At 39.8% G+C, this 20,720-nt stretch carries 21 protein-coding genes; 11 read left to right on the forward strand and 10 right to left on the reverse strand.

All coding sequences use genetic code 11. The features are described 5' to 3' along the window. Nucleotides 1–192: 192 nt before the first annotated feature. Nucleotides 193–1,554 carry a hypothetical protein gene (locus RMY00_RS20605; RefSeq protein WP_322649322.1) on the reverse strand — a complete coding sequence of 454 codons (1,362 nt, stop codon included), beginning with the start codon at nucleotides 1,552–1,554 and terminating at the stop codon, nucleotides 193–195. 219 nt (nucleotides 1,555–1,773) lie between these two features. Between RMY00_RS20605 and RMY00_RS20610 the strand changes: the two genes are divergently transcribed. Together RMY00_RS20610 and RMY00_RS20615 are read left to right on the forward strand one after the other, a co-directional pair. Next, on the forward strand, nucleotides 1,774–2,313 hold the full coding sequence (locus tag RMY00_RS20610) for a DUF721 domain-containing protein (protein ID WP_322649323.1): 540 nt from the start codon (nucleotides 1,774–1,776) through the stop codon (nucleotides 2,311–2,313). A 448-nt stretch (nucleotides 2,314–2,761) separates the two neighbouring features. Further along, nucleotides 2,762–3,076, forward strand: a complete 315-nt coding sequence (locus RMY00_RS20615) for a hypothetical protein (protein ID WP_322649324.1) — start codon at nucleotides 2,762–2,764, stop codon at nucleotides 3,074–3,076. 125 nt (nucleotides 3,077–3,201) lie between these two features. Here the strand turns inward: RMY00_RS20615 and menB are convergent, their stop codons facing one another. Next, nucleotides 3,202–4,035, reverse strand: a complete 834-nt coding sequence (gene menB / locus RMY00_RS20620; RefSeq protein WP_109011247.1) for a 1,4-dihydroxy-2-naphthoyl-CoA synthase — start codon at nucleotides 4,033–4,035, stop codon at nucleotides 3,202–3,204. Between the two features lie 140 nt (nucleotides 4,036–4,175). Between menB and RMY00_RS20625 the strand changes: the two genes are divergently transcribed. Then, nucleotides 4,176–5,048, forward strand: coding sequence for an Rpn family recombination-promoting nuclease/putative transposase (locus tag RMY00_RS20625; protein ID WP_322649325.1), 873 nt, complete (start codon nucleotides 4,176–4,178; stop codon nucleotides 5,046–5,048). Between the two features lie 282 nt (nucleotides 5,049–5,330). Continuing rightward, the gene (locus tag RMY00_RS20630) at nucleotides 5,331–6,191 is read left to right on the forward strand and encodes a hypothetical protein (protein ID WP_322649326.1); all 861 of its coding nucleotides are present in this window, start codon (nucleotides 5,331–5,333) and stop codon (nucleotides 6,189–6,191) included. Here the strand turns inward: RMY00_RS20630 and RMY00_RS20635 are convergent. The 3 genes from RMY00_RS20635 to menD form a co-directional block, all read right to left on the reverse strand. Then, the gene (locus RMY00_RS20635; RefSeq protein WP_322649327.1) at nucleotides 6,166–7,479 is read right to left on the reverse strand and encodes a site-specific DNA-methyltransferase; all 1,314 of its coding nucleotides are present in this window, start codon (nucleotides 7,477–7,479) and stop codon (nucleotides 6,166–6,168) included. The two genes, RMY00_RS20630 and RMY00_RS20635, sit on opposite strands and share 26 nt — an antisense overlap. Nucleotides 7,480–7,495: 16 nt before the next feature. Beyond that, nucleotides 7,496–7,720, reverse strand: a complete 225-nt coding sequence (locus tag RMY00_RS20640) for a helix-turn-helix domain-containing protein (protein ID WP_322649328.1) — start codon at nucleotides 7,718–7,720, stop codon at nucleotides 7,496–7,498. Between the two features lie 167 nt (nucleotides 7,721–7,887). Next, nucleotides 7,888–9,648, reverse strand: coding sequence for a 2-succinyl-5-enolpyruvyl-6-hydroxy-3-cyclohexene-1-carboxylic-acid synthase (menD, locus tag RMY00_RS20645; RefSeq protein ID WP_322649329.1), 1,761 nt, complete (start codon nucleotides 9,646–9,648; stop codon nucleotides 7,888–7,890). A gap of 176 nt (nucleotides 9,649–9,824) precedes the next feature. On the opposite strand from menD, the gene folB reads away from it, so the two are divergent. The 3 genes from folB (at nucleotide 9,825) to RMY00_RS20660 (ending at nucleotide 13,208) form a co-directional block, all read left to right on the forward strand. After that, nucleotides 9,825–10,193 carry a dihydroneopterin aldolase gene (folB, locus tag RMY00_RS20650; protein ID WP_322649330.1) on the forward strand — a complete coding sequence of 123 codons (369 nt, stop codon included), beginning with the start codon at nucleotides 9,825–9,827 and terminating at the stop codon, nucleotides 10,191–10,193. An 836-nt stretch (nucleotides 10,194–11,029) separates the two neighbouring features. Beyond that, complete coding sequence (locus RMY00_RS20655) at nucleotides 11,030–12,322, forward strand: diguanylate cyclase domain-containing protein (protein WP_322649331.1); 1,293 nt, start codon at nucleotides 11,030–11,032, stop codon at nucleotides 12,320–12,322. 706 nt (nucleotides 12,323–13,028) lie between these two features. Next, complete coding sequence (locus RMY00_RS20660) at nucleotides 13,029–13,208, forward strand: replication restart DNA helicase PriA (RefSeq protein WP_229553679.1); 180 nt, start codon at nucleotides 13,029–13,031, stop codon at nucleotides 13,206–13,208. Between the two features lie 77 nt (nucleotides 13,209–13,285). Here RMY00_RS20660 and RMY00_RS20665 read toward each other — a convergent pair whose 3' ends face one another. From RMY00_RS20665 to lgt, 5 genes are all read right to left on the reverse strand, one after another. Further along, a complete protein-coding gene (locus RMY00_RS20665) occupies nucleotides 13,286–13,756 on the reverse strand; it encodes a hypothetical protein (protein WP_322649332.1) in 471 nt (156 codons plus the stop codon). Between the two features lie 407 nt (nucleotides 13,757–14,163). After that, a complete protein-coding gene (gene rlmN, locus RMY00_RS20670) occupies nucleotides 14,164–15,303 on the reverse strand; it encodes a 23S rRNA (adenine(2503)-C(2))-methyltransferase RlmN (protein WP_322649333.1) in 1,140 nt (379 codons plus the stop codon). A 78-nt stretch (nucleotides 15,304–15,381) separates the two neighbouring features. Beyond that, nucleotides 15,382–15,735 (reverse strand): phenylpyruvate tautomerase MIF-related protein, encoded by a 354-nt coding sequence (locus RMY00_RS20675; protein WP_229553676.1) that lies wholly within the window; start codon nucleotides 15,733–15,735, stop codon nucleotides 15,382–15,384. 102 nt (nucleotides 15,736–15,837) lie between these two features. Beyond that, a complete protein-coding gene (cobM, locus tag RMY00_RS20680) occupies nucleotides 15,838–16,653 on the reverse strand; it encodes a precorrin-4 C(11)-methyltransferase (RefSeq protein ID WP_322649334.1) in 816 nt (271 codons plus the stop codon). Nucleotides 16,654–16,861: 208 nt separating this feature from the next. Continuing rightward, entirely contained in the window at nucleotides 16,862–17,737 is an 876-nt protein-coding gene (gene lgt / locus RMY00_RS20685) for a prolipoprotein diacylglyceryl transferase (RefSeq protein ID WP_322649335.1), read from the reverse strand. A 404-nt stretch (nucleotides 17,738–18,141) separates the two neighbouring features. On the opposite strand from lgt, the gene coaD reads away from it, so the two are divergent. The 4 genes from coaD to RMY00_RS20705 form a co-directional block, all read left to right on the forward strand. Continuing rightward, entirely contained in the window at nucleotides 18,142–18,693 is a 552-nt protein-coding gene (gene coaD / locus RMY00_RS20690) for a pantetheine-phosphate adenylyltransferase (protein WP_322649336.1), read from the forward strand. Continuing rightward, nucleotides 18,603–19,271 carry a DivIVA domain-containing protein gene (locus RMY00_RS20695; protein ID WP_322649337.1) on the forward strand — a complete coding sequence of 223 codons (669 nt, stop codon included), beginning with the start codon at nucleotides 18,603–18,605 and terminating at the stop codon, nucleotides 19,269–19,271. The genes coaD and RMY00_RS20695 overlap by 91 nt, the downstream gene beginning before the upstream one ends. Before the next feature lie 162 nt (nucleotides 19,272–19,433). After that, the gene (locus RMY00_RS20700) at nucleotides 19,434–19,760 is read left to right on the forward strand and encodes a Ycf66 family protein (protein WP_322649338.1); all 327 of its coding nucleotides are present in this window, start codon (nucleotides 19,434–19,436) and stop codon (nucleotides 19,758–19,760) included. A gap of 272 nt (nucleotides 19,761–20,032) precedes the next feature. Beyond that, nucleotides 20,033–20,720 (forward strand): VCBS repeat-containing protein (locus RMY00_RS20705; protein ID WP_322649339.1); only part of this gene is annotated, 688 nt, incomplete at its 3' end.

A 20,720-nucleotide genomic window follows, 5' to 3' on the forward strand; every position in this document is an offset into this window, starting at 1 on the left:
GTAGAGTGTACGTAATTTCTAAAATTTTTGAGTATAATATTTTTCGTTGTCTGGTCGTAAACAAACAATATTTTGTCTCTACCACTCAGCACTCAGCACTCAGCACTCATTGATTCAGCACGGGCTAAACGCCCCGCTACCGCTAACAGGACTTAGGACTGTTATCTCAATGGTATCGTAAATTTTTGCAACTTATGGTTGCTGAACCCGTGCCGTAATTCCCTTTGCCTGTAACAATTTCAGATGCTGTTGTACTTGCTCTTTAGTCTTAAAAGCACCTAAATAAACTAATTCTTTGTTGCGTGATAAATAAGCATCGGGAATTACTTGCCGTGCTGATGCTAAAGCCCCATCTTTATTATCTATTACTACATGATAGAACCCATCTGTTGCTGGTTTGATTTCAGCATCTAGCTTTGGTAAGGTTGCGATTGGCTTAGGTGAGGTTTTTGCCGTTGAAGTGGGAGGCAAATTCAGGGGAGGCAACGGCTGTACTGTCGGTACTGGTGCTAAAGCGATCGGATTTGTCGTTTTTAGGGCTGTGTTAGGGTCAGGCAATGCCGCTTGAGGATTTGCGCGGTTTTGGGGAACGACTGGATTAGGTACTACTGGGACGGTTGGTTGGACTTTGGGTTTTAAGCCAACTACATCATTGGGGTCTCTCACTTCTGGAAATTCTTGGGCAGCTAGATTGGGATACTTAGGTATAGATGTGCTTGGTGGTTGGATCTGAGGTTGGACATTACTCCCAACTTCCTGAGTATTTTCTGGTGCAGAAGATGAGTTCCCGTTAAACAACTTGCTTAAATTCCATTCTGGCAAGCTTTTAGGATTGAACACTACATAACCCAAGGTAAGACTCGCTAACAATAGCAGCAACATCGAGCCGATACCCATAGGTGATAGTAGACTATCGCTAGAATTGTTTGGTTTTTTGGTTTCTAGTTGTTCTTCTGTCAGACTTCGCAGCAGTGCTTCACTAGATTCTAAATAGTCATCTGGGTGCTTAGGAGTGTCATCTGGCTGCAAGAGATTTTGGCTTTTAGTATCTTTAATTATTGCTGGCACGATGCTGCTACTAAAGTTGGGCGGTGGCGGGGGAAGTGGAGTCTGTGTTTTAACATAATCAGAGATGGAGGGCACATTAAAATTATTTAGTTCCTCAGTTTTTGCCATAGTTGACGCTGGGTTCTTTTGAGGATTCACAGCTAGAGAAGATGTTGTCGGTACGTCAATTGCTGTAGCTGGCGCTGAAGTTCCCTGAAGATTGACGGGTACAGATGTAGGTGACACGTTAGGTTTAATTACCGTGACTGATGACTGAGTTGTACCCGATGTTGTAGAGATGCTAGTTAACGGCTGAGATTGACTGTTCATGTAAGTTGCAACACGAGGCTGCTTTGATGCCATCAAACCAGTTCGCGTGCGTCGGTATCGAGCTAACTCTTGATCTAGCGGTACCTCTAAACTCGCTAGCGCTGCTGCTAATGCTGGTTTCAAGCCAGGTGTTTTAGACGATTGAGTACCGGAATCATTCAGGGAGTTTTGAGTCATGGCCTCTGTACCTCAAACGTAGATTGCTGGAATTAACTTTAGATATATTTGTGACAATAGTAGCGAAAATTATTTAAATAGATTGAGCATGGGGCATGGGGCATGGTGAAGAGGACTTGGGGACAAGGGGAAAGACTTGTTGCAAGTTATCTAAGTCACCTTGTCCCCTTGTCTCCCCTGCTCCCTCATCTCCCCACTCCTCACTCCCCACTTTTAACGATGTCGTTGAAATCAATTAATGATATTTTGGATGTTCTAGAAAAGCAGGCTAAATGGCAAGAACAACCATTTCAACGCCTGCTCAAGTTTTGGCCAGAAGTTGTTGGCCCAGTGGTTGCAGCAAATACGCGACCATTGTCGATTCAGCGTGATGTTTTGTCGGTAGCAACTTCTAGTGCTGCTTGGGCGCAAAATCTGACTTTTGGCCGTTCGTCTTTGCTTTTAAAGTTGAATAAAAACTTGCCAACACCTTTGATTGATATTCGCTTCTCTACTGCTAACTGGCAAAATCCATCGGTAGAGAGAAAGCAGCAACAAACGGTTTCGCCCCATGAGCATCCCAGTTATCTTGGTGATGAGATTAGCCGCGCTGATGTTACACCTACCAAGGATGTAAATGCTGCTTTTGGGCGTTGGACGAAGATCATGCGATCGCGATCGCATGGCTTACCTCTTTGTCCCCAGTGTCAATCTCCCACGCCACCGGGCGAACTCCAGCGCTGGGAAGTCTGTTCTGTCTGTGCTGCTAAACAGTTTTAAATTGAAAGCAAAATACTTTAGCGATTATTCTCTGAACATAATTTATCCTCAAGTAACTTGCTGCTTCACATAAATATGATTTTAATTCTTTAGAAAAAATATTTTTTTACTGCTAAAATATGCCTAATGTGGTATGTAAAGCAGACTATTTATCTGAAAATATATGCCTTTAGCTATCCTTAAGGATGAACTTAAAAGGCTAGATAAATCAAAAGCTTTAGTTTTAGTCTTGATCCCTAATAAGTTTTAGCCAAAACCCATAGGCAACCACTCTAGGCATTATTGAAAAATATAACAAGAATATAAAAATATCCTAAAGTTTATTTTTTCGTGGGGATCGCTGAAACCTATAGAAAATAATGGTTTTTTGGCTTTTATCTGTCTTTATATATAGAAGCAAAATATAAAGATGAAATATAGCCGGAAACGGCACTAAAGATGAATCCAAATGAAACCCATTAAACTTTTAGCATCTGCCTGTAAATATTGCCGTCATTATCAGCCAGAGGGTCGCCGTGGCGGAACTTGTCAGCAATTGGGAGCACCAGTTCAAGCAACTTGGAAGGCTTGCTCCTTAGCGCTTCCACCTTTTGCACCTTCTTGGGAAACCTTGGAAGATGCTTGGAGTTTGCCAGATGTAGCCCCAGTTTTAACATCTTCTCATTCCTTAACCTCAGATTTAGACAATGCTGTTCTTGCTCCTGTAGAGGAAATAGCTGCTTCTATATCTGAACAGGTAAAGACTAAAGCAGTTGTTATTTAGTTATCCATTATTACTGAACTGATTTTGTAGTTTCCTTAAGATAAGATTTTTTTAAAATTTTTAGTGCTGTAAACGTTGATATCTATAAAAATCGCACCTTGGTAAAGGGTGCGATTTTTGCAGTTTTAAGGTAACCAAGGAAAAGATCGAAAGTCTGGCGGACGCTTTTCAAGAAAGGCTTGTTTGCCCTCAGACCCTTCTTCTGTCATGTAGTAAAGTAGGGTGGCATTACCAGCAAGTTCTTGTAAACCAGCTTGTCCATCACAATCAGCATTGAACGCAGCCTTGAGACACCGAATTGCGATCGGACTTTTTTCTAAAATCTCTTGCGCCCATTGAATACCTTCTGCTTCTAGTTGTTCGACTGGGACGACACAATTAATTAAGCCCATTTCTAGCGCCTGTTGTGCATCATATTGACGGCAGAGAAACCAAATTTCTCTAGCTTTTTTTTGTCCCACAACGCGGGCGAGATAGCTGGCTCCAAAACCACCGTCGAAACTGCCTACTTTCGGGCCAGTCTGTCCAAAAATAGCGTTATCGGCGGCGATAGTAAGGTCGCAAATCAAGTGTAGGACATGTCCGCCACCGATCGCATATCCAGCTACTAAAGCAATCACCACTTTCGGCATGGAACGAATCAGGCGTTGTAAGTCCAGCACATTCAAGCGGGGGATGCCAGTATCGTCTACATAACCCGCATGTCCCCTTACACTTTGATCGCCACCAGAACAGAAGGCATATTTCCCATCAGTGTGTGGGCCATAGCCAGTAAATAGGACGACACCAATAGTAGTATCTTCACGAGCATTACAGAAAGCATCGTAAAGTTCAAAGACTGTTTCGGGACGAAAAGCATTGCGTTTATGGGGACGGTTGATGGTGATTTTCGCAATACCATCAGTTTTTTGATACAGAATGTCTTCGTAGGTTTTGGCTGTTTGCCAGTTAATTTGCATTGGTATGGAGTGCGCTGTTGCTTCAAGAATTTTATCGCGGACGTAGGGACATACGATACCTGCGGTGGGCTACGCCTACGCTAAAATTGGTGTCTCAAGCCTTTACAATCTGGTAATTGTCTGGGTGTGGAGGAATCAAAATGCGACGTCACACCATTTTCTACAAATTATTTAAGCAATTTCCCAGTTTGCTGTTTGAATTAGTAGATGAACCACCCCCAGAAGCGGAAAACTACCAGTTTGAATCGGTTGAAGTGAAAGAAACCGCGTTTCGGATTGACGGAGTATTTTTACCTCCCGATAATGCAGTTTCCAAAACCGTCTTTTTTGCTGAAGTGCAGTTTCAGAAGGACGAAGACTTATATCACCGGTTTTTCAGCGAATTGTTTTTGTTTCTCTACCGCAACTCTATTCGTTACGATGATTGGTTTGGGGTAATAATTTTTGCTTCTCGCAGTCTGGAACCTTCTAACTCAACGATTCACCGCGCTTTGCTGGAAAGTGGGCAAGTTAGACGGGTTTATCTAGATGAGTTGGGTGATTTGCGAGAACAACCTTTGGGATTAGGTTTGATGTTGCTGACAAATGTTACTTCTGAAACAGAAGCAGTGGAAGGGGCGCGGTTTTTGTTGGAGCAAGCACGGCAACAATCGGAGCAAGCGATAATTGATTTAATTACAACGATTATTGTTTATAAGTTTTCTACATTAAGTCGAGAGGAGATTGCAGAAATGTTGGGACTAAATTTGGAAGAACCACTGGCTCTTCGGGAAGCGAAGGAGGAAGGAAAGGTTGAAGGGCGAGAAGAAGGAAAAGTTGAAGGAAAGGTTGAAGGAGAAAGAACAATCGTTTTACGACTATTAAATCGGCGCGTGGGTAATATTCCTGGTGCGCTTCTGTCCCAGATTCAAGGGTTATCGGTGGAACAGTTGGAAGCTTTAAGTGATGCTTTGTTGGATTTCTCTACTCTTGCTGATTTGGAAAGGTGGTTAGAAGGTCAACCAACAGGGTAAATTTCATGTAGAGAAGCAGAGGAGAAGGCGATACCTGCGGTGGGCTACGCCTACACACCCGGTAAAATTCTCATAGCTACAAATCTGAGGCTGGAAGACACGCGGGTATATCAGAAAGCGGTGGAGGAGTGCGATCGCTTGTCCTCCGACTGTTAAAACGTCTATTTGGTGAAATTACTGAAGGAACTTTGAGCCAAAATTTAGATATTATCACTCAAACAGATAGAGTTATGTGTTTTATACTTAAAAAATTGTATCGATTATAGCAATGGAGATTATCATTTGATTTTATTCAGTAGCTACAAAGGAACTGCATCTAAGTGGATTACTATATTTGACTCACCATTCTACCCTGATTCTTTAGATGAAGCTAAAATGCTCTACGAGAAAGTTTTGGAGCGTTTCATAGAATTGGTATACGAAGCAACAAGCTCTGCAAATTTACTCGAAATTGTTACAAAAGAGCCTGATCCTTTACGTATTCAACTTCTTAGAGTATTTCGGAGGTATGTATCACCAGATACGACAGTAGAAATGACCAAGAAAAAACGTGATATTCCCAATATAATTAATGATTTTGGTGATAGATTTCGTAGCTTAGAAGAGGTTAGAAGAAATTTGCAAAGTCGTCCTGTACCTGATGAAACTCTGATGGCTCTTCTTTTAGAACAGAGTAAACGGGGGCAAAAAGGCTATGACTTGACAGAAGCGTTTTTCTTATGGTTTGACAGAGTATTTGGTAAAAACTATATAATTCAGGGGCCAGTTCGTGCTGGAAAAGATGTAATGCTTGATAAGGTTTTGGATAATTGGGAAGCTCAAACTCCAGCAGATATTTTTATATCTCGATTAGATGGAACTCCATTGGTAGTTGGATTTGCTCGTTATGATTCTGATAGAGGTGGTTCTCAAGAAGATGATCGAACTGGTGGAAATCGAGATAAAGCAACTGATATTCTTAGATATGCTGATACCTATAAAGTTGATTTAAAAGTATTTTTTTTGAATGATGGCCCAGGATTACTACTAGGATCTATGTGGAATGATTACGCTCGTTTAGAAAGCTATGGTAGTGGCAAAATAATGGTATGCACTCTGAAAATGCTTGATGATAGATTTACACTAGATTGGCTTGAAAGTTGAGTTTGCTATCCCAATCATGTATTACACTTTCAGAGATAAACTCTAATTCTGGTGTTTCTTCAATATACAAATCTAGACCGCTTCGTAAAACTCTATTTGTACCTATTAAGCATTTTTGTTCATATTTAGCAGAACTATTTCCGTTAATGAAGTCACCCATTACTTCTGTTCCTTTAACTAAACGCTGAACTATTGTAGCTATAGCAAGTTGAGAATTATCAATAGCTATCCATTTTCTACCTAACTCTTCAGCTACAGCAGCAGTAGTACCACTTCCAGCAAATGCATCTAACACAATATCTCCTTCATTAGATGAGGCTAGAATTATTCGTTTGATCATATCTGGATTTTTTTCTGTTGGATAGCCAGTAATTTTAATATTTTGATTGTGAGCATCCTTGAAGTCAAGCCAAATATCTTGGACTGAAATACCCTGGCTATTATCTAAATAAACTTTTCTTCTTGGGTTTCCTGTTGGTGACCAGTAAATCTCTCCGCGTGCATCCATTTCGTCTAAAGTTTCTGGAGTATATTGCCAGTGTTTACCTGAAGGAGGTAATATTCCTCTCCAGGGTTGACCTGTTGCACCTTTTCTTACACCTGGTGCATGAACAGGAACTTTCTTATAAACTCTTCCAGTCTCCTTTTCAACATATTGATACTCTTTCTTTGCAGTAGTTTCAGTCCAAGGGTTAAAAGGCTGATTCCATATATAATTATCTGTTTTTGTGTAAAATAGAATGTAGTCTGCGGTATTACCGTACTGTTTACGTGTATAGTTTTTTGGGTTACATTTTTTTCTTGTAATCAAATTGCGAAAGTTTTTAGAACCAAAAATTTCATCCATTATAATTTTGACAGCACAAGCCATCTTGTCATCTAAATGTATATAAATAGAACCTTCATCTGATAAAAGTTCTTTTAGTAAAACCAGTCGTTGACGTAAAAACTCTAAATATTCTGCACCTTCCATTAAGTCGTGGTAAGCATGGTCTCTTTGACGAGACTCAAAACTACTCCCTGTTGCATAGGGGGGGTCAATATAAATTAGACTAACTTTACCCGCGATAGTATCATCGTTCAAGAATGAACTAAGCACTCTTAAATTCTCTCCATATATGAGTCTGTTTCTTGGATGTTGATCTATACTGATTATGCGATGTAACTTAGCTACAGGAATTTTTAATATATCTTCTATAGGAATTTTCCCTTCATATTCCAGACGAAAAGGAATTACATTTTGTTTTTGACTTTTACGACTATTTCGACTAGGTATTCCTGTTGCCATTTGAGTTAATATTTTATTATGCTTGTTTTTTACTATTATTTATTTGTAAAAACTTATCTAAGTCTTTTTGTCTGATCCGCCAAATTCTTGGCCCCACTTTTGTAGCTTTAAGATTGTTTGATAATATCCATCTTTGTACAGTTCTTTGGTGAACACGAAGAAGTTGAGCTACTTCAATAGTTGTTAAAAACGAAATATCTTCTTCACTCTTATTATTGTTATGTTCCGCATTTTGTCGCATTTGTCGCTAAATTCGCTAGAGGCGTTATTATACTACTAACTCTAATATTTTGCAAGGTTCACCAACACTTGAAACGCTTATATAAATCACTTTATAATTTTGACACCAAAACATTCGGCAAAATTAATACCTTGCATCTCACTATTTAGTAATATCTAACGGCAGAGTTAAATCACAATATCTGCGGCAAAGTTCCGTAAATTTTCCTGTCGCCACTGAGCATCATTTTTGCGATTTGTCTGCAACTCTAAAACCCGAATCCCCTTAGTTGGAAGGGAGTTTAATCTTTGTTGCAACTTCTGCCAAGAAATAATCAATTCATGCTGAACATTATAAGTAGCGCACAACTGAGCAAAATCAATATCCTGGGGAGTACCGAAAAACTCTTCAAATGGCGGTTCAAACTTGGCAATGGGTAACATTTCAAAAATACCACCGCCATTATTGTTGATTAACAGAATCGTTAAATGTCCGACAAATTTATTGCGGATTAAAAAACCGTTTGTGTCATGCAACAAAGCTAAATCTCCGGTTAACATTACACTACTTTGCTGGCGATGGGCAATTCCTAAAGCTGTGGATAATGTGCCATCGATGCCATTTGCACCCCGGTTAAAGTGCGATCGCACTCCTAAATTATTCGGCTTCCAGAAATATTCCACATCCCGCACAGGCATACTATTGGCAATAAATAGAGGCGTTTCTGGCGGTAAAATCTGAGAAATTAACCAAGCTGCTTTACTCTCAATAATTTCATCTATTTTCCCCATCGTCTGGTCAACAATTAACCTAACCTTAGTTTCCGCATCACACCATTGCTTTCCATAGTCTGAGGATAAAGATAAATTTATCTCCTCTATCTTTATCTTTTCTACAGATATCCGTAAATGCGTCGTTCTCCCGTGCAAAGGGTCGAGGTTTTGGTCACTAGGATCAATTACCCAGCGTCGCGGTTGGGTTGTATCTATCCAGCTACGCAATTCTTTACTTGTAGGCATTTCACCTACCTGAATCACCATTTCGGGTGCTAGCTGCTTTGCTAGTTGCTGATTTCGCAAAATCAAATCATAAGTGGAAATTAAATAAGGGTTAAGTTCGGCATAATTTCTCACTGGAGAGAGTCCCTCAGCTAGTACAGGCCATTTGAGAGTTTGGGAAAGGTGCGCGATCGCTCTACAATACTCTTCTGGTTGCGACGGTTGGGCAACACCTGCGATAATAATCCCGCGATCGCATTTTTTCCATTCTTGGGGGATGGGGAATAGGGAGTGGGGAATGGGGAGTGGGGTATTGCTTGCTATTCCTGCGAAAAAGTCTTCTAGATGAAACTGTGATTGCAAATAACTTAAGTCGGTTCCATCAGGAACAGGTGCTAAGGGATCGCGAAAGGGAATATTCAAATGTACTGGCCCCTTTGTAGGAGTTTGCGCCCTTTCCCAGCTATGAATTATCGTTTGTCGCAGATAAGCTAGCATTCCCAGATCAGCAGAGGGTAAGGCTAACTCTGTTTGCCAATTTGGGTAGTTTCCATATAATCTCAATTGATCTACAGTTTGCCCAGAGTGACAATCTCGCAATTCTGGAGGTCTATCGGTAGTCAATATCAGCAGTGGGACGCGACTATATGAGGCTTCAATTACTGCGGGATAAAAATTTGCTCCTGCTGTACCAGAGGTACAAACTAGTACCACAGGTAGTCCGGTTGCTTTAGCTTGTCCCAAAGCAAAAAAGGCGGCGGAACGTTCATCGAGAATGGAAATCGCTTCAATCTCAGGTGCTTGTTGAGCAAAGGCGATCGCTAAGGGTGTAGAGCGCGATCCAGGACAAATGATAGCACAAGTCAATCCCAACCGTTTTAGCGTCTCTGTTAAAATATAAGCCCAAAGTTGATTAACATTTTTATAAGCGATCGGCATCAAATCAAACATAGCTATAAAACAATCTTAAATTTTAGATTTTTTCTAGGGATCAATTTAAAATCCATCTGGGATTTGACAAATGCAAAGATGAAACCCAATACAGCCACGCGAGTTTGCGGGAAGGAAAATCTCCAAGCAAACTTGCCCCAGTTTTTATAAAATGCACAATTTGCTCTCAAACATTTATGGACTGCATTCATTTAACGGGAATTCGCTGCTATGGCTACACTGGATATCTGCCAGAAGAACAGGTGCTAGGACAATGGTTTGAGGTGGATGTGAGATTGTGGTTGGATATTTCCACAGCGGCCAAGACTGACGCGATCGAAGACACTTTAGATTATCGCAGCGTCATTAGCTTGATACAACATCTGGTCAAAACGTCTAAGTTTGCTTTGGTGGAGAAATTGGTAACAACGATCGCAGATTCTATTCTCCGAAAATGCGATCGTGTAACACAAGTTCAAGTCATTTTGAGCAAACCTTCTGCACCTATTCCAGACTTTGGTGGCAAAATTAGCATTGAAGTAACTAAAAGTAAGTCCAATTTCTAAAGCACAAAAGGTGTTCTTTTCTCAATATCTATTGTTGATGACTAAATAACACCCAAAAATCTTTAGTCTACTTCAGTAGACTTTAGCTATTAGCCTGGAACTAAAGTTCCAGGCGGGTGAGTCAGCCAACAGTTAACCTATGTTTAAATTTACACCAATGTAAAGATGTGCATCCGTGCATCCCTACGAGTATATACGTTCATCTATGGTTAATTATTTTTTTCTGTACCCTATCTGTACAAAAAGTGCTATCAATGGTTTTAAATAATACTACTTCACTTGCCATTTAAAATTTAAGACAGTTTCAGACGGTAATTTAGACACCGACTGAGAGAAAAACTATTTGCAGACAAAGCGGAATTAAAGTTTTTAATTCCAGACGATGATTAATTTTTAGCAATATTATAGTGAGTATTTACTATTATATTAATAATAACATACTATATTATTTTCATTTACATAAAAGTACTATGTTGTTATTTGATGTTTTTTTGTCTTGATTAATTTATACATAAATACTATACGCGGTATTTATTTTGTTCGTAAAAATTATTACATAATTTATGAAAATTGCTTTTTGATTGCTATTAATTACATAAGAATTTATGCTTGATGTTAATAGCTTGATATTAGCCGTATTAAATAATCAAAATTAGCTTTGATAAATACATAAATTATTGGAGCTTTATAAAATGATGTCATTTGATCGTGACTAAGTATTTATATCAAACAAGAAGGCAAAATAGCTAGAAATTGTTTATGATAAGATAATGAAATTTTATATGAGTTGATACTCACAGCAAAAATCTTAACCTTAGCAAACAGGTTGTTATAACATGTTCGCCCGCAAAATCCTAGTTGTTGAGGATGAGAAAATCCTAGCCTCAAATATTAGAAATAGTTTACAAAAATTAGGTTATTCAGTTTCAGAAATAAATAAATCTGGTGAAGAGGCAATAAAAAAGGTAGCAGAAACTCATCCACATTTAGTGTTAATTGATATTTGCCTATCTGGAGAAATTGATGGTATAAACGTAGCAGATATTATCCAGAATAATTTCCATGTACCTGTAGTATATCTAACAGAAAGTTCGGAATATAAAAAGTTACAAAAAAATCAGCTAAATGAAGCTTTTAGTTACATAGTCAAACCATTCCTTGAAAGTGATTTACATTTAACAATTGAAATGGCTCTGTACAAACATCAGAGCAAAAAGATATTATACGAAGAAAAACAGAGGCTGGCGGCAATTATCAATAGTATGGGCTGTGCAGTGATTGTGACTTATGCTAATGGTTGTATTCAAATGATGAATACTAAGGCAGAACAAATCACTGGTTGGAAGCAAAGTGAAGCATTTGGAAAAGATTTAACAGAAGTAGTTAGTTTAGTTGACAAAGATGTAGGAGAAAGAATTGAAAATTTAGCTAGATACGTAATAAAATCAGGTGAAATTTTCAATTTACCAGAAAACTGTGCATTGATTACCAAAGATAGCAAAGAAATAGCGATTGGGGATAATGTTGCACCCATCCGCGATCAAAATGGCAATGTTACTGGCGCAGTTTTAGTTTTTCAAGACATTACCAAACGCAAGCAGACAGAGGCGCAACTGATCCGCAATGCCTTTTATGATGGGCTTACAGAATTACCGAATCGGGTTTTATTTTTAGATCGACTCAGACAAACAATTGAACGTAGCAAACGCAGAAATGATTATTATTTTGCAGTTTTATTTTTAGATTTAGATGGCTTTAAGGAGATTAACGATCGCTTTGGGCATGGAATAGGCGACGATTTTTTAGTAGCGATCGCTAGACGTTTAGAGTCGTGCTTACGGGGTGGCGATACTGTAGCACGATTTGGTGGTGATGAGTTTACAGTTCTTTTAGAGGATATTAAAGATATTACCGACGCTACCAATGTTGCTAAACGGATTCAAGACGCCTTACGATTGCCAATTAACCTGAATGGATATCAATTATCTGCTACAGCTAGCATTGGTATTACTTGGAATTTTAGTAATTATGAGGAGCCGGCAACTCTGCTGCGAGATGCTGATATTGCTATGTACCGAGCTAAAAGGCAGGGAAAAGCTACTTATGCCATATTTAACCCAAGTGACTAGTTATCTCTTAAAGGTTAATAACCCGTAACTTGTGTTAGTACTTCGTAACACTTCACCATATAAACACTACATTGCTAACCCGTTGCTAAAAATCTTCTTGCACAGTCAAAACCTGATCGACACTTTCATGCTTAGTAATCTTGGAAGAAGCTCTTCCTCAACTCTTGTAGGTTTGGGGGATTAACTTTTGATTACTGAATTGATAGCGTAAAAATCACACGCTAAAAGAATCTTGAGCGGATTTTGAAGTTTTGCTGCGAACAAAAAAAGCCGTTGCTTTAGAAGTTCACTAGTTTTAATCTTAATTAATCTTGTAGTAAATATTAACTAAATCTTAAGATAGACATTTTGTGACTAAATATACAGTATTTTTCGGTGTTTAATTTTTGAATACAAGAACGGCTTTTTTTGTGTTTCTCTGAAATGCCTGCAAATAAGTCTCTCTCAAGGCATTTGCCATAGGGATCAGTAAATCTCTAAGCAGTATTGAATTCAAAAACAATTTATGTATCTAAAGTGGGAGGGTAAAATCACCTAAATGTGAGGATAATATATAAAGATAAAGTAAATCTTTCAAATCTGAAATTTTGTTTAAAATAATCAGCCAATATTAAGACAATTTGTTAAGTTGGGTCAAATCAAAATTTTTGCTAGTTTCACTGGCAGTTATCTCAAATAAAAAATAGTTACAACCAGGGGTTTTAAAATGCAGATAGTACAAAAAATTTACTGCCCGAATTGCGGCTGCCAAGCTGAACGCTATTACATTTCTGATAGTCAATTAACTCGAACCCAATGCTCTAGTTGTGACTATTTGATGATTAGTTGCACTCGCACCGGCAAAGTAATTGAGGCTTACGCTCCAGGTATTTATGCACAGCGCTAGTCATTAAGAATTAAAAATTAGAGAATATATTCTCTAATTTTTAATAATAAAGTTACTCGTCAACAATTTTGAGCATTTCACAGGTTTTTATTCTGTTGTCGGAATTGTTGCTGTCGTATCTGTTCTTGTAATCTCAATTGTTGCTGTTGTCTAATTTGTTGATCTTGTCTGAATTGTTGCTGTTGTATTCTTAGTTGTTGCTGTTGTGTAAAGTTTTGCCATTGTTGTCTAAGTTGTTCTTGTTGTAGTCTTTGTTGTTGCTGGCGTAGCAGTTCTTGCTGTTGTTGTGTAAATTGTTGCTGTTGTAGTCTTAGTTGTTGTTGCAGCTGTGGTTGCTGAAACTGTTGCCTAAGCAATGTTTCATTAAATTGCTGTTGTGTTCGCTGATTTTGCTGCTCTTGTTGTTGTCTGATTCTTTCTTGAAAAGACTCAGGTTGCTGAGGATTCGTCTGAATTATTTGGGCATAGGCAGGAGAATTAATTGATAAAGCTTTTCCAAGTACAATCAATAGCAGCCATGATTTAACCCTTAATAAGCGATTTAACATATAGTTATTTCCTCAATTGCTATGCGTTGGGTTTAGCGATCGCTAAACCCTTAAAATGTCAACATTATTTATAATTGCCCTATAGGTATAGAACCCCACCCCAACCGCCTCCCCCAAGACAGGAAGAGACTATGGTATAACTCATCTAATTAGAAAAAGCTATAAATGCAAGGGCTTGAAATACCTAACTAAAGCATTAGCTTTAGTCACCGTCACCGTTTAATTAAATTATACATTTACATTTTTTAGATGAGTTACCGGATTTCCGTAATCCATGTATCTCCGGCGAGTAGGTTTCAAAAGGATTTCCGGCGGTTTTCCACCATAGATAAACAGAGATAATTCTCAGGATATATCTGGGTTTATCTGCGGTTCTATATTGATTTATAAAATTGAATAGAAAAGGTTTAATTCTTACTTGCTCTGAGTTGTCCACAAGCAGCATCAGCTTCTAAACCACGGGAATAACGCACACTAACGGCAGTATTTTGTTGCTTAAGGACGTTGACAAATGCTTGAATGCGATCGCGGTTGGGGCGTTTGTAGTCTGCTTCTTGGATGGGATTATAAGGAATCAAATTCACATGACTTTGGAATCCTCGCAGGCGCTTTGACAGTTCCAATGCATGTTCTGGTAAATCATTTACACCAGCGAGAAGTATGTATTCAAAGGTAACGCGGCGTCCAGTAATTTCCACATATTCTCGACATTCAGCTAGCAAATCTTCGAGAGGATAGGCGCGGGCGCTAGGGATGAGTTTTTCCCGCAGTGCTTGGTTGGGTGCGTGGAGACTCACAGCAAGCGTGATTTGCAAATTGTTTTGCGCGAACTGACGAATGCGATCGCGAATACCAACTGTAGAAACTGTAAGCGATCGCTGCCCAATACCGACATCTTGATTCAGGGATTTCAGCGCCGCTAGGACATTCTCAGTATTCAACAACGGTTCACCTAATCCCATAAACACCACATTGCTAACCCGAGGCAGCGCGTTGCGGGGGTTCCCCCCGTTGTAGCGACTGCCGTGTTGCTGAAAATCTTCTTGCACAGTTAACACCTGATCGATAATTTCATGCCGTGCTAGGTTGCGCTTGTAGCCACCTTTACCAGTAGCGCAGAAATCACACGCCATTGGGCAACCTACCTGAGTAGAAACGCAAACTGTCAAACGGGCTTTTGGCCCATCTCCCGCTTCTGCAAAGGTGGGGATGCCAACAGTTTCAATAATTTGATCGTCTGCTAATCGTAAAAGATATTTGACTGTGCCATCGGCAGCCTCAGAGCGATAATGTAAAGTTGAGCGTCCAATGGGCATTTCTGCTACTTCCTTCCGCCATTGCTTGGAGAAAACTGAAATATCAGCTAGCGATCGCACTCCCTTGTCATAGATCCATTCATGCAGCTGCTTTCCTCTATAAGCAGGTTGTCCCTGCTGCTGTACCCAAGTGGTTAACTCTGCAAGAGAAGCGCCGAGAAGGGGAGGAATTAATTCTGATTTTACTTGGTTGTGTAACTCAACTTGAAAGACAAGAGGCGTAGCAGACATAAAAAATCAAGAGTTGATGTAGGATCTCTATCCTACACCTGCCAGATTAACTTAGGCTTGACCAAAGAAGGAGGGAAATTACCCAAAGGTTGTACCGTTCCAGCCCCACATCGCACCCTTAGCATCTGCAAATTCTATATAAATTCGATTTTTCGGCACACCTAGAGTTTGGTTAATCTGCTGGCAAAATTCCTGACTCATTGCTGCGGTTTGGTCTGGTTTCATTGTGCCAACGCTCTTAATTTCAATATAGCAAACCGGGTCTGTATTCCCTGCAAAGGTCATGGGGATTTCTGGCTCAAAAGCAGTCATTACATAAGATTCTGGTTTTCCCAAATGTTTTGCTAACTTAGCTGATAAATTTAAAAGCATTGATTCAATTTCAGCTTTTTGAGGAGCAGATGCAGAAGTTTGCACTTTAATTAATGGCATAATACCGAATTGGGATTTGGAATTTTATTCACACTGTTAAGTTTATCGAACCGCACAGAACATGAGGGAAAAGAAAGAAGAATTAATCACCATGCCCAATATTTAGTTATGAGATGAGCGAAATAGATGACTATGTTCGGGATGATATAAACGCGATCGTCCTTTATTTGCCGAGAGGGCTGGACTGATTATATAAAGTGTAGTGCGAATTAGTTTTTCTTTATGAGTGCAGTCTGCCATTTCATTCAGGGGGACAACCTTGATTTTTTCATCAGGCCATCCGATGCGAAAGCAAATTGCAATGGGGGTTTCGGCTGGGTAATGTTCGAGTAGTTTAGCTTGGGCATTCTCGACATGACGCGCACTTAAATACAGGCAGAGGCTAGCCTGATGTGCCGCTAGAGAGGTTAATTCTTCAGTGGCGGGGACTTCTGTACGTCCACTGATCCGCGTCAAAATGATGGTTTGGACTAAACCAGGGACAGTCAACTCTACTTTGAGTTTAGCGGCTGCGGCTTGAAAGGCACTGATACCAGGGATGACTTCAAAAGGGATATTTGCCTCAGCGAGGAGGTGCATTTGCTCGTGAATGGCGCTGTAGAGACTAGGATCGCCAGAATGGAGACGGACTAGAGATTTGTGTTGCGATCGCACCCGATCTATCATAATCAGCAAAATCTCTTCTAAAGTCTGATTCGCAGTTCTAATTATCTCCGCATCTTTTCGGCAAAGTTCTAAAATCTGTTCGGGTACTAAAGAATCAGCAAATAAAATCACATCAGCAACAGCCAGTAATTTCTGCGCCTTTACCGTCAATAAATCAGGATCTCCAGGGCCTGCTCCCACAATGTACACAGATGGTTCTATGGCATATAGTGTTTTTTCATAACTCAAATTTTCACTTTTAGAAGAACACACAGCAATCCCTCAAAAAATTTTTTTGATATTTTCTCAGTATCTTTCCGGATTCACCCTCTTTCTCTAGTAGAGAGTAATGGTAGATGCACCCTGGTTAAGCCCTAGAGAATACTCTGGGGCATTTTTTATTTTTGGGCATTGGGCATGGGGCATTGGGCATTGGTTATCCTCCTGATCTTCCCCTGCCTCCTCTGCCTCCCTTGCTTCTTCATCCCCTCATCTCCCCATCTCCCTTCGGAGTAGGAACTACATCAGGTAAAGGGCGTTTGAGTAAGTAAAGCCAAGCTAATCCAAGTAATCCAAATAAAATTCCTAGACTACTGACTACTTGTGCCATTCGTAACGGCCCTAGCATCAGGCTATCAGTGCGAAAACCTTCAATCCACAAGCGCCCTAAGCTGTAGGCTGGCCAGTAAACTAGAAACAGCGTGCCTACCCTCAAACGTGGCTTACCGGACAAAGATCGGAAAAACAACGTTATTAGCAATGCAAACACCGCTAAATCCCACAGAGATTCATAGAGGAAGGTGGGATGGAAGTAATCGAAACTCGCATACTCTAAAGGACGATGATCTGGGGGAATATACAACTTCCAGGGTAAATTTGTCGGATCGCCAAAAGCTTCAGAATTAAAGAAATTACCCCAACGTCCGATCGCTTGCCCTAAAATCAGCGAAGGCGCTACTAAATCTGCCAATTGCCAAAAAGAAACCTGCTTGATTTTGGCAAAGATTAACGCAGCCAAAACGCCACCAAGAATTGCTCCATGAATGGCAATACCTCCTTCCCAGATAGCAAAGATTTTTCCTGGAGTTGGGGCATATTTTGACCACTCAAAAAAAACGTAATATAGCCGTGCGCCAGGAATCGCCCCAATCAATAACCAAAAGAATAAATCGCCTAACAACTCAGGATTAACATTACGACGCTTTGCCAATTCCTGAGAAAGGATAACGCCAATTAACACTGCTGTGGCAATCAATAAGCCATACCAACGGATACTGAGTGGCCCTAATTTCACCAGAATCGGTCCTGGAGAAGTAAATTGAAACGCTAAGGGCAAGGTGGAAAAATCCAGTACCATGAAAAATTACCTAGAATAGTTCGTTAACTACCCACGCACTTTGCTAAGTACGGAGTTTTTTGGGTGTCGAATGCTGGAAGTGTACTTAAGTACTTTACAATTTCGTGGGAACACAAATAGAAATCCAGCATCCATATTTAGGAGTTTATAGCGGTTTTGTTCAACCTCATCCCCAACGCTTCTCCTTGCTAAGAAGAGGGGAGTATTTGCTTGACTCAAATGCGGGGTGAGTTTCAGGCTATATTGCACCGCTATAGTTCCTAACGCCTAATTGAGCATAACTTGTATCAGCAAAACAATTGAATTTAGCATCTTTAACTCAGAGCGCAAGATGGTAAATTTGAGTAAGTTACACAAAAGAGCTTCGATATAATCACCTAAACAACTTTGATATATCTAAAATTGTGATTGCTATTTATCCTGGTAGCTTCGACCCCATCACTTTGGGACACCTTGACCTCATCGGGCGCGGAAGTCGGCTGTTTGAGCGGGTAATTGTCGCTGTACTGCGGAACCCCAACAAAATGCCACTTTTTAGTGTGCAGCAACGGCTAGATCAAATCAGCCTTTCTACACAACATCTACCTAATGTAGATGTGGACAGCTTTGATGGTCTTACCGTCAACTATGCCCAAATGCGGCAAGCACAAGTTTTGCTGCGGGGTTTACGGGCTGTGTCAGATTTTGAAGTGGAACTGCAAATGGCTCACACCAATAAAACTCTTTCTACTCAAATAGAAACAGTTTTTCTTGCAACCTCAAATGAATATAGTTTTTTAAGTAGTAGTGTGGTAAAAGAGATTGCAAGGTTTGGTGGCTCTATCGATCATCTCGTTCCCCCACACATTGCCCTAGATATATACCAATGCTACAATCAGAACTCTCCAATGTTGAACCCAATCTCAACGGAAGCAATCCCCCCCCTCAAGAGCATCTCGGTGGAGAGGGAAGCATAGATATTCAGGAGGAACTCAATCGCCTAGAGGAAATGGTTCTCTCTAGTCTCAGGATTCCTCTGACAGGACGGACTCTCATAGATGAAGAAAAGCTGCTAGATCAGCTTGATTACATCCGGCTTGCTTTACCATCGCTTTTTCAAGAAGCAGCAGCTATCCTCAACCAAAAGGACGAAATTCTGCTGGAAGCGGAAGAGTATGGACAGCAGGTTGTTGAGGCCGCACAAGCAAAAAGAGCGCAAATTTTAGCTGAAAGCGATATTATTCACCAGGCAAAACAAGAAGCTGAACAACTGCGGCGACAAGTACAACAAGAGTGTGACGCAATAATGCAAGAAACTCTCTCCGAAATTGAGCGTAAACGGTATGCTTGTCAACAAGAGTTAGAGCAAATGAGGCAAAGTGCGATCGCTCAGGCTCAAGAAATTGAAGATGGTGCTGATGCTTATGCTGATGGCATCTTGGAAAACATTGAGCAGGATCTCAAGCAGATGTTGCGAATTATCACCAACGGACGGCAACAATTGCAAATTGATAACCTTACTCAGCGCAATTCACCTCCAGGTAATAAAAAATAGAGGTTCTAACGAGAGATGAGAAAAAATTATCGGTTGGGTTTGGCTATTGCTTAACCCAACAATTTTCATTCGGTAAGACTTTTAAGCTTCCATCCTCTAAGCTTAATCTACCTAATAATAATTTTAAAATTTTAGTTGTTAATTAAGCAGGATTTTTGATTAATGCTTAGTTTTGCTCAAGTTAATTTTGGATTAAATCTAGCTGGTTTAATTGGAATTATTTATGTACTTTTGGCAATTGTTTACTTTATTTTAACAATAGCTTGGCTAGCCAGACGTGGAAATAGGCTTACAGGTTGGGCTTTAGCCCTTTACATTATTCAAGTAGTATTTACACCAATAATAATGTTATTGTGTGGAATAATTTTATTTTTTCAAGGTTGGCGTTTAGATCCAATCCTTCAAATTGAGCAATTTTTATTGCTGTTATTAATTCTTTATTTAAGTATCAAAGATATTGTAATTAATGCAGTTTACAGAGATAGATAATTTTAGCATTGAGATAATTTAATTAATAGTATTTGTGTTTAAAACTCAGAAAAATGGGTAATGGGAAAAATACCTAATCCTTAATGCTCACTATCCTTGAATGCGATCGGTATTGATTAATTAGCTTTTGCATCGCTTGGTAGTTAGAATCTGTCATGGTGTTACCGTGTAAAAGTTTGTAAATAATTTGCGTAGTTCCCAAACCGAAAACTGAATAGTGATATGTACGTGGTTTTACTACGTACAAGATTATTCATTAAAGGAGCGTTATCATGAGTACTTTCGGTCAGTATTTTGTAGCTTTGGACAATGGTTTTACTGTCAATGATGGCGGATGGAGTAGCTTTGACAAATATCCACGTCAACTTGGTGATGTCAACGGCGATGGTCGCGATGATATTATCGGTTTTGGATTAGATAATGTCTACGTTTCTCTCGGTCAAAGCGATGGCACTTTCGGTCAGTATTCTGTAGCTTTGGACAATGGTTTTACTGTCAATGATGGCGGATGGAGTAGCTTTGACAAATATCCACGTCAACTTGGTGATGTCAACGGCGATGGTCGCGATGATATTATCGGTTTTGGATTAGATAATGTCTACGTTTCTCTCGGTCAAAGCGATGGCACTTTCGGTCAGTATTCTGTAGCTTTGGACAATGGTTTTACTGTCAATGATGGCGGATGGAGTAGCTTTGACAAATATCCACGTCAACTTGGTGATGTCAACGGCGATGGTCGCGATGATATTATCGGTTTTGGATTAGATAATGTCTACGTTTCTCTCGGTCAAAGCGATGGCACTTTCGGTCAGTATTCTGTAGCTCTGAACAATGCTTTTACTGTTAATGATGGCGGATGGAGTAGCTTTGACAAATATCCACGTCAGCTTGGTGATGTCAACGGTGATGGTCGCGATGATATTATCGGTTTTGGATTAGATAATGTCTACGTTTCTCTCG

This window comes from Nostoc sp. ChiVER01 (assembly GCF_034531155.1).
GTDB lineage: Bacteria > Cyanobacteriota > Cyanobacteriia > Cyanobacteriales > Nostocaceae > Nostoc.